The organism is Pedobacter sp. (genome assembly GCF_045628745.1).
GTDB lineage: Bacteria > Bacteroidota > Bacteroidia > Sphingobacteriales > Sphingobacteriaceae > Pedobacter.
In genome coordinates this window covers 1-3,733 of sequence record NZ_JAZQPU010000046.1, presented here as the reverse complement: position 1 = coordinate 3,733, position 3,733 = coordinate 1, and the positions used below count along the sequence as shown (strand labels likewise).

The window sequence follows — 3,733 nt, the reverse complement described above, 5'->3', positions numbered from 1 at the left end:
AGCTAAAACCTTATTGGGCGAAATTCTCTTGAGCAGTAAAAACTACCAGGCCGCTATTGATATTTTAGAGCCTATCCCAAATAAAACAACTGAAGCTAAAGAAGCTTACCAGAAAGTAACGTATTTCCGTGGTTTAGAATTCTATAATGAAAGAGCTTTTCCTAATGCCCTTTCTATGTTCCTGCGTTCAGAAACTGTACCTGTAGATCAGGAAATCAGTGCCCTTAACACTTATTGGAAAGGTGAAGCTTCTTATGAGCTGCGCAAATTTGGCGAAGCCGTTAAAACCTTCGAATCTTTCTTGGGCATGCCTGAAGCTAACAAAACCAAAGTATATAACTTTGCTAACTACGCTTTGGCTTATGCTGCCTTTGAAGATGAAAAATATGGTAAAGCAGCTAATTACTTTGAGCGTTTCTTAAAAGGAAACGACAAAGATGAGAAAACCGTTGTTGATGCCACCATCAGACTGGCAGATTCATACTTCGTTAACAAAAGCTATGCAAATGCCTTAGTTAACTACAACAAAATCATTGCTCAAAAAGCAAAAGGTGAAGATTATGCTTTATTCCAACGAGGCATGATCCAGGGCTTAGAAGGACAGGATGATGCAAAGATTGCCACCATGCAAAGTTTGCTGAAACAATTCCCTGGCTCTAACTATGCCGATGATGCCGGATTTGAAGTGGCCTATACTTATTTCAATAAAGGCGAACTTGATAAATCTAAAAATGACCTTACCAGTTTAATCAGACAATACCCTAATAGCAGTTACATTCCTAGAGCATTGGTGACTATTGGATTAGTTCAATATAATCAAGATCAGGATGCTGAAGCTGCTGCCACCTTTAAAAAGGTAATATCAGAATATGGCAGTACAGAAGAAGCCAAACAATCGCTAGAATCTATCAAAAACATTTACATGGATAAAGGTGATGGCAATGGCTTTATTGAATACGCCAACACCACCCCTATTGGTAACTATACCGTTGCAGAACAAGATAACATTGTTTTCCAGGCGGCAAATACAAGGTACTTAAAAGGAGATTTCCAGGGTGCTTTTGAAGCCGTTAACAGTTATTTCGATAAATACCCGAAAGCTATTCACGACAAAGAGGCTAAATTTATCAGGGCAGAATCCCTGGTTAAATTAAACCGCTCTGCGGAAGCCATTCCTGATTATGAGTATATCTTAAACGACTGGACCAGCGATTACACTGAACGTTCGTTAGTGAGCATCTCTGAGTTGTTCCTGAAAGAAAAGAAATACAATGAGGCTATTGTTTACCTGAAAAGACTGGAAACCACCGCAGATTACAAAGTGCATTATAATTTTGCCTTGAACAACCTGCTGAAAGCTTATGATGCTTTAAACATGCCCGATGATGTGATCAAGTATGTAAAGCTGATCCAGGCATCGGAGAAAGCTTCTGAAGAAGAAAAAACCAGCGCAGATCTTTATGCAGGTAAAGCTTACCTTGCCAAAGCAGATACTACCAATGCCATTAAATCATTAACCAATGTGGCTAATAAAACGAAGACTGTAGCCGCAGCTGAAGCCAAGTACACCCTTGCTCTTTTACAATATGGTAAACAGGATTACAAAACTTCACAGAAGACTTGTTTCGATCTAATCAACAATATGCCATCTTACGATTACTGGGTGGCTAAAGCATTTTTGTTACTGGCAGATAATTATTTGGCCTTAAATGACAAGCTGCAGGCAAAAAGTACGCTGTTGAGTTTGATTGATAATTATGATGGCAAGGATGAAATTGTTCCTACTGCTAAAGAGAAATTAGAAAAAATTAAATAAGCTACCTGACATGACATTGAATAAATTTATATATACCACCGTTTTTTTTATTGCAGCAGGTACTTTGAGTTTGCAGGCACAGGATAAGAAAGAGAAAGAAACAGATACCAAAACTATTGCAGAAGAAATTGAAGTTGTAAGACCCTACAAACCTGTATTAGCCGAAGCCGTTAAATTAAGAAGAAGCCCTGATTTAAATGACGTTAAAACCTATAAAGCAAAGTTTAGCTACCCGCTAACCGGCAGAAGGTTAGAGTTAAATGCTGACATTAATAAACTACAGGCACAGCAAGTGGCTGAGGAGCGCCAGTCAGAAATACTGAACAACTACCTTAAAGCAGGTATTGGTAGTGCAGGTACTATTTTAGGAGAGGCCTATATCAATATCGGTCGCGATGAAAATATGCAGCTGGGTGGTTTCTTCAAGCATTTTTCCCAGGAAGGTGACTTAAAAGACCAAAAATTTAACCAGCAACAAATCAGTGTTTTTGGCAGCAGCATTACAGACGAGTTTACTTTAAGCGGCCGTTTAAATTACCAGCGTAATGGTTTATACTTTTACGGTCAGGATGCTAACAACACTTTCATCAACGAAAATCCTGAAAAACAAGTTTTCAACTTTATCGAAGCAGAAGGTGAAATTGCCAGTAAATACACTACTGACGAAGATGCCTTAAGCTATGCAGCGAAAATAAACGGTTACATCTGGGGTGATCTCTTTGATGCCAAAGAAAACTCCATCCTTTTAAACGGTTATGTCAACAAAAGAATCAGCAGCTTTAATTTAGGCTTAGCAGGTTCCGTTGAATTGGGTAACACTAAAGATGCTTTAGTCAATGTAAACAACAACTTGTTAAAGTTGAACCCTTACATCAGGCTACAGGCTAATGGCATAAAAATTAATGCCGGTCTTAACTTCGTACAAGAATTTGGTGCCTTTTCAGAAACAAGAATCTTCCCTGCAATAACAGCAGACTTTACTCTGATTCCTGATTACCTGCAAATATTTGGTGAGTTAAATGGTGATGTGCACAGAAACTCCTTAAAAGAGCTGACTGATGAAAATCCTTTTTTAACCAGCAATATTGAAATCCAGAATACGGTAGAGAAAATCAGTTTCTCTGCAGGAATTAAAGGTACCGGTGGACCAGGATTTGGTTATAAAGCAAAAGTATACCATAAAGAATTAGAGCAGATGCCTTTATTTGTTAACACATTTGGCAATCCTGCACAATTTGATGTTCTTTATGATTTTGGCACCATGAAACTTTTAGGTGTTGAAGGTGAGCTTTCTGTACAAGTAAGCAACAGCTTAAAATGGACAGGAAAATTGAACATTGAAAACTACAAATCAGCAAGCGAACGCGAAAGCTGGTTTAAACCGCAGTTAAGGGTGAGCTCTAATTTATTGTATAACTTCAATGATAAGTTAAGCTTCAACGCTGCTGTAGCTTTACAAGATGATAGTAAAGCAAAGTTGTATCTTGCAGAACCTGCTTCACCATATGTGGTGCCCAACCCAGATATCGAATCTGTGGTTAACGTTAAAGGCTTTGTAGACTTTGGTATTGGTGCAGGTTACAAAATAAATAACAAGTTTTCTGTTTTTGCTAAGGCAAATAACTTGTTAAACAATAAAAACGGCAGATATTTGTATTACCAGGCTATCGGTTTTAACGCCTTTGGTGGATTAACTTACTCTTTCTAGTCGGTTTTCGCTTAAAAATTGGCTGTTTAAGAATTAAAATTTATTTTTACCAAAATGGATATATTATCGTACTTAGCAGAAGTTATTCAAGCCAATAAAGAAGTGGGTGTTCCCGAGTTGGGAACCTTCTCAAAAAAGAAGTTACCCGGCAGGTATGATGCAGCACTCCACTCCTTTTTACCCCCTAGTTTACAACTGGCCTTTGAGCC

General features: G+C 38.1%; 3 protein-coding genes. All 3 read left to right on the top strand.

The window, feature by feature from the left end:
* Nucleotides 1-1,816 (top strand): tetratricopeptide repeat protein (locus tag ACR2F7_RS02040; RefSeq protein ID WP_432711944.1); only part of this gene is annotated, 1,816 nt, incomplete at its 5' end.
* Nucleotides 1,817-1,826: 10 nt separating this feature from the next.
* Entirely contained in the window at nt 1,827-3,524 is a 1,698-nt protein-coding gene (locus ACR2F7_RS02035) for a hypothetical protein (protein ID WP_432711943.1), read from the top strand.
* Between the two features lie 54 nt (nt 3,525-3,578).
* A partial coding sequence (locus ACR2F7_RS02030; protein WP_432711945.1) for a hypothetical protein occupies nt 3,579-3,733 on the top strand: 155 nt, incomplete at its 3' end.

Bases quoted from the DNA above. Each gene is read 5' to 3' on its own strand.
- ACR2F7_RS02035 (WP_432711943.1), top strand. From the start codon at position 1,827: ATGACATTGAATAAATTTATATATACCACCGTTTTTTTTATTGCAGCA.